Origin of the sequence: Lentibacillus halophilus, assembly GCF_039522485.1 — a bacterium.
Taxonomy (GTDB): Bacteria; Bacillota; Bacilli; order Bacillales; family Amphibacillaceae; genus Lentibacillus; species Lentibacillus halophilus.
Genome location: NZ_BAAADM010000046.1, coordinates 18,026 through 24,233 on the forward strand (window position 1 = coordinate 18,026; position 6,208 = coordinate 24,233).

A 6,208-nucleotide genomic window follows, 5' to 3' on the forward strand; every position below is an offset into this window, starting at 1 on the left:
CTTTCCATGTTGTAACCTATTAGGTGTTATTCGCAACAACAATGTCACCATTATCAACGTATGCTTCAACAGAACTGATGTCATCGTTTTCCAGAATCAAATCTGTTAGCTGATCCTCAATTTTATCCTGGATGACACGACGCAATGGACGTGCTCCAAAACGGCGATCATAGCCAAGGTTGACGAGTTCGTGTTTCGCTTCATCCGTGATGGTAATGGAGATGTTATTTTCTTCGATTGTTTTTTCAAGATCGGCAAGCATCAGATCTACAATATGCAGCAAGCTGTCTTCTTCCAGTTCGTTGAATTGAATGATACTGTCGAACCTGTTCAAAAATTCTGGTTTAAAGTATGCACTTAAGTTTTCCATTGTTGAAACAGCGTCATGCTCATCCCGATTGAAGCCAACGTTCACTTGTTTTTCGCCGGTTCCGGCATTGCTTGTCATGATAAGCACGGTTTCTTTAAAGCTTACCGTACGACCTTGCGAGTCGGTCAGTTGTCCGTCTTCCATAATTTGCAGGAACATGTTTTGTACGTCCGGATGGGCTTTTTCAATTTCATCTAGCAAAATAATGGAGTACGGATTGCGGCGAACTTTTTCCGTTAATTGACCGGCTTCTTCGTGTCCTACATATCCGGGTGGCGAACCAATGATTTTCGAGACGGCATGTTTTTCCATATACTCACTCATGTCAAGTCTGAGAAGGCTGTCGCGGGTGCCGAACAGTTCCTCAGCAAGAGCTTTGGTCAATTCGGTTTTTCCGACACCGGTTGGTCCAACGAACAGGAACGAACCGATAGGACGGTATGCTGATTTCAGTCCAGCACGGCTGCGACGAACGGCCTTGGCTACTTTCTGTACAGCCTCGTCCTGACCGATAACTTTTGACCCAAGTTGTTCTGCCAGATCACGCATTTTCTTCTGTTCATCCGCTTGCAGTTTGGTGACCGGGATGCCCGTTTTTTCTTCCACAATCAATTCAATATCAGAAATGTCGACATCGATATCCTGCTGTTCGTCTTTTGCTTTATCAAGCTGTTTCTGTAGCTGAATTTCCTGATAACGTAAATGGGCAGCCCGTTCATAATCTTCTTGTTCTGCTGCTTGTTCTTTTTCACGGACAATCTCGTTCATCCGGTTCTGAATGGAGTCCGAATCTTTCTCCGCATTGTCCAGGTTCAATCGTGAGCCGACTTCATCCATCAAGTCAATCGCCTTATCCGGCAGATAGCGGTCTTGAATGTAACGCTTGGACAAAATGACGAATGAACGGATAGCCTCGTCGGAATAGCGCACCTCATGAAATTGCTCGTAACGATCTTTAATACCGTTAAGGATGGCAACCGTATCGTCTTCGGATGGTTCGTGCACCATTACCGGTTGAAAGCGACGTTCAAGAGCGGCATCTTTTTCGATTTCACGATATTCTTTCAATGTCGTTGCACCGATCAGCTGCAAATCACCACGTGCAAGGGCTGGTTTCAAAATGTTGCCGGCATCCATTTGGGAGCTTTCCGCTGTGCCTGCGCCGACCAGCAGATGTACTTCATCGACAAACACAATAGCATCGTCACGCTCCTGCAATTCTGAAACGAGTTGCTTCATGCGTTCTTCAAATTGTCCGCGCATGCTCGTGTTAGCAACAAGAGATGCCACATCCAGCAAATAAATTTCTTTGTTCATTAATTTGGCTGGAACTTGGCCCTCGGTAATTTGTCGTGCAAGTCCTTCCGCAATAGCGGTTTTACCTACGCCAGGCTCACCGATCAGAACCGGGTTGTTCTTATTGCGGCGATTCAATGTTTCAATCACACGTTTCACTTCATTATCGCGCCCGATGACCGGGTCAATCATGCCTTGTCTGGCTTCATGGGTAACATTTTTCCCCATTTGTTCCAGTAGACTGTCCTCGTTACCGGATTGCTGTTTCGTTTTCGTTCCAGTGAATCCTTGACCTTGATTGCCATTGCCCTGGAAGAAGTTTGCCGCATTATTTCCTTGCTGACCTTGACTAAAGTCACCGCTCATCATACTATTTTGTATCTCCTGAAAGCATTGTTCACATAGATGCATCGTCATACGTTGTTGATTCATTTGCATAGACATATTTATTGTTGCTGGGCGAATACCGCAATTTTGACATTGCATATCTGATTCCTCCCTTATGGTATAAAGGTCATTATATGAAACTTTGACTTTGACTTTCTTTGACCTTTCAATTGTTATTGTACTCTGACCTTCTTTGACTTTCAAGAGGTTTTGCTTATTTTTTATAAAAAAATTTTGCTACATGTTGAGAAGTGCTGTATTTCATGTTTCCCTTTCTTCACGCGAATTAAAACATAGAGCGGATATGGGGATAGGACATAATTAAACAAATCACTTCTAAACACGAACAATATAGTTAAGACGTAGTCACCGCTCCGGAAAAACACTGCGCTTTCACCTTGCCAGGCACAAGCGCGACATCTGTTCAAGCTTCCTTTGGTCGCTTTCACAGTGTCTTCTTTGCCGCGGGCGCTGATAAGCCTCCTCGTGCTCGTCGCGTTGCAAGCTTATTCGTCGAAGCCTACGCTCCTCGCAGGTCGAAGCCTACTCATGGAAGCTTTGCTTTGTGCTTATCGCACTGCGGGGTCTCATCTAGGCTTTTTCATCCCGCAGGAGTCTCCGTGTTTTTTCCTACGCTAAACGAAAAATCCGAACTGATTCAGATTTTTTTGCGAATCATAGTTCGGATTTTTATTTGACTAAACGTCTTTTGTCCCAACCCCTCTGTTATTTCTTCATTTCTGTTTGATCATCGATTCGACCATTTTTGGTTTTCCTCTTAAAAAATCAATAACCATAAATGGGACGTGGAAGCATCGTTTTTAACACCAAATGATCAAGACTTCTAAATTGATATCCCTCATTTTTTAAATCGGTGATCAGTTTATCCAAAGCCTTGGCATTATCCGACGATACGGTATGAAGAAGGATGAGCGCTCCCGGGTGTATTTGTTCCATAATCTTGTCATACGCGTATTTCCATCCTTGTTGATCATCGGTATCCCAATCTGTAAATGCCAATGACCAAAATATGTTAATGTAACCCAGTTCGTTTGACCACTTGAGCGTCTTTTCATTGAACGTCCCTTGAGGTGGACGCAAGTATTTGATCTCCTCCTGGTTGGAAACGTTCGCCACTTCCTTTTCCACTGATTCGAGTTCCTTGCGCATCGTCTTTTTGGTGACAGTCGTGAAATCCGGGTGATGATAAGAATGGTTTCCGATAATATGGCCCTCGTTCGCCATTCGTTTAACAAGGTTCGGCTCACTGTCCACATACTGTCCGGTTACGAAAAATGTTGCTGGGACATGATGTTTGTTTAATACATCAAGAATATCATCGGTGTAGCCTTCTTCATATCCGTTGTCAAACGTGAGATATATATTCTTTTCTCCGGATTCATCCGCATAATACGCATCATTTCCCTCGAGCATCTGTTTGTATTTTCCGATATCAGGAAGTTCATGATCATCATTTTTATTAAACCCCCATCCATACCCACTCTGGGCATGGACACCGGGTTGATAAGGCGAAAAGGCAAGGAAAACCATAATGGTTATAATCGCAGCCATCCAGTTTTGCATAGCGCACCCCATTTCACTTTTTCCTTACTTTCACCTGAAACAATCGTTTTTATTCTTCCTATAAAACCATTGCAGCAACCCAGCCGAACAGAATTAATGGAATGTTAAAATGAATGAATGTCGGAACACATGTATCCCATATGTGATGATGTTTTCCGTCGGCGTTTAGACCCGATGTCGGTCCGAGTGTGCTGTCCGAAGCGGGTGAACCAGCATCGCCAAGCGCGCCAGCTGTGCCAATCAGTGCGGCTGTTGCCATCGTGGAAAATCCGGCTGCCAAACAGATAGGCACATAAAGCGCAGCTATAACCGGAATCGTTCCAAACGACGAACCGATACCAATTGTGACGATCAGTCCAACGAGAAGTAATATAATGGCGATTAACGCCTGGTTGTCGTCCAAAAATCCGGATGTCGCTTTCACAAGTGCATCCACCGCACCGGTCTCAGTTAAAACATTGCCGAACCCTGCAGCGACCAACATAACAAAAGCGATTTGCCCCATCATGGCAATTCCGTCAGCCATGACTTGCTCACCTTTTCGGAATGGAACAGCGACCAGCACGAACATGAGAATCAGTCCTGTCAGTGCGCCAGCAACTAAATTTTTAACAACAATCTGCACAGCCAGCGCCCCGACAATGGCCACCAGTGTCAAGCCATGTTTTCTATTAAACGTGACATTTTCTGCCTGTGGAACAGCAACATTCGATTCAGAGCCACCTGCTCCAGGGATCGCTTCGCGGTCTTTTCGATATGTAATAAAAATGGCAATTAAGAGACCAACGACCATACCGGATCCCGGGATCAACATGGCAAGTGCCGTTTCGCTAGTCGTTATATTGACCCCATTTTCAGTCATTCCTTCCACCATTGTTTCATGGAAAAGCAGGCCAAACCCGTATGGAATCATGACATAGGGCGCTTTCAACCCAAACGCCAATGCCGTCGCCACACCCCGGCGATCCACTTTCATTTCATCAAACAGTTTTAATAACGGTGGAATTAAAATTGGCACAAATGCGATGTGCACCGGAACGAGATTTTGTGATAATGACGCAATTCCAGCGATAGCCAACACCATCATCGTTTTCTTACCAGTTAACACTCTGATGATAAAATTGACTAATATAGTTGTAATTCCTGTATAACTAATGGCGACAGCAAACGCGCCAAGCAAAATATAACTTAGGGCTGTTTTCGCTTGATCCCCCATACCGTTTACCATCAACTCAATCGAGTCAATCACATTAAGCCCGGATAGCAGTCCTGCTGTTATGGCAGACATAATAATAGAAATAATGACATTCACTCTCAGCAAACTAAGAAACGTTAGCACTAATACGGCTATAACAACAACCCACGCCATCTGTATTTCCCCTCTCCAGTCTTTTCTCTAATACTTTATCATGATAAAGTATTGAAGTGGCAAAATCAACCCATCTGTCGATTTTTTCATTTTTGAATCGAAAAAACCCCACAGGATGTGTTACCCGAGGGGTTTCATACTTATTGCAACTGAAAAGAGAGAGAAATATAATCCTGAACCGGCACCCAGGCACCTATATCCTGCTTGGTCACATTTTTAACGACAATCGATTTGTCATGCCCTTTCAATTGAACGTACACCTCGCCGAATGTTACTTGTCCCTTTTCACTTACGGCCGGTGCATAAGCCTGCAATTTACCCAATTTTTTCGATGGAACACGGTACGGGTCATCTTTCTTCGTGTTTTGTCCGATGACTGTGGAAAAAGCCAGCGGAAGCTCCACCTTTTCTTTCGCCTTCAGCAGCATCATTTTCTTAATATCGTGCGGGTTGGCTATTTTGTTCGTCAGGGCGCCGTTTACTTTCTTCTGTTCCTTTTGATTATAATGCAATGTTTTTTCCGAATCGCCGCTCAGATTGTTTAATTCATTCGTATTAATGGGCTGGTACTCCCAATTCATAGTTGTATCTGTTGACTTGTAGTGCAGCGGCCACCGACCGATATACACCATTCCCCGATAGCCGAAAGCCAATGGGGAAGGATTGATCGATGTTTCATTCACCATTTTGATCAAGTCAGGATTGGTAATCGTCACGTCCGAGTCTTCAATTAATTCTTTTGTCAGACTACTCGGTTCCACGACTTTTTGCTCTTCAATCACGTTCGGGTGTGTATTTTCCTTGGAAATGGTCAACACGTGGCTGGGCACGTCGACTTCCGATTTTTCTTCCGACGTTTCATCATTTTTTTCTTCGGCTGCGCTGCTAATAGGACATACAAGTACAACAGTTAATGCCATGATGACGTATGTCCATGGTTTCATGTGTCCCATTATGTGTCTCATCCCTTTCTCAATGATTGCCTTGTGCACGGATTCAGACGATTGACATGATAATGGTAGTTTTTACGGACACATGACTATTATACTTCATTATTATCAGCGGCTCAGTTCAATGGTCTCCAGCGTTTCATTGATGGTGATGCTATCTTCAACCGAACGTGCCATGGAGCAGTTTTTCCTTGCGAGAGCTAGATTTTTATACAGTTTGTCGTCATCCAAATGCTGCCCCTTAATAACAAA

At 44.0% G+C, this 6,208-nt stretch carries 4 protein-coding genes and 1 pseudogene; all 5 read right to left on the minus strand.

Going from position 1 to position 6,208, the window contains the following annotated elements; all coding sequences use genetic code 11:
* Nucleotides 1–19 precede the first annotated feature (19 nt).
* A complete protein-coding gene (locus ABDZ72_RS09120) occupies nt 20–2,152 on the minus strand; it encodes an ATP-dependent Clp protease ATP-binding subunit (RefSeq protein WP_343752506.1) in 2,133 nt (710 codons plus the stop codon).
* A 687-nt stretch (nt 2,153–2,839) separates the two neighbouring features.
* The gene (gene pdaA / locus ABDZ72_RS09125) at nt 2,840–3,637 is read right to left on the minus strand and encodes a delta-lactam-biosynthetic de-N-acetylase (protein WP_343752507.1); all 798 of its coding nucleotides are present in this window, start codon (nt 3,635–3,637) and stop codon (nt 2,840–2,842) included.
* 58 nt (nt 3,638–3,695) lie between these two features.
* Nucleotides 3,696–5,006, minus strand: a complete 1,311-nt coding sequence (locus ABDZ72_RS09130) for a Na+/H+ antiporter family protein (RefSeq protein ID WP_343752508.1) — start codon at nt 5,004–5,006, stop codon at nt 3,696–3,698.
* Between the two features lie 140 nt (nt 5,007–5,146).
* Nucleotides 5,147–5,950 (minus strand): YfkD family protein, encoded by an 804-nt coding sequence (locus ABDZ72_RS09135; RefSeq protein ID WP_343752549.1) that lies wholly within the window; start codon nt 5,948–5,950, stop codon nt 5,147–5,149.
* Between the two features lie 114 nt (nt 5,951–6,064).
* Nucleotides 6,065–6,208, minus strand: a pseudogene (locus ABDZ72_RS09140) (OsmC family protein); the annotation flags it as partial.

Coding starts and splice junctions, on each gene's coding strand:
- ABDZ72_RS09135 (WP_343752549.1), bottom strand. CDS start 5,950: ATGAAACCATGGACATACGTCATCATGGCATTAACTGTTGTACTTGTA.
- ABDZ72_RS09120 (WP_343752506.1), bottom strand. CDS start 2,152: ATGCAATGTCAAAATTGCGGTATTCGCCCAGCAACAATAAATATGTCT.
- ABDZ72_RS09130 (WP_343752508.1), bottom strand. CDS start 5,006: ATGGCGTGGGTTGTTGTTATAGCCGTATTAGTGCTAACGTTTCTTAGT.
- pdaA (WP_343752507.1), bottom strand. CDS start 3,637: ATGCAAAACTGGATGGCTGCGATTATAACCATTATGGTTTTCCTTGCC.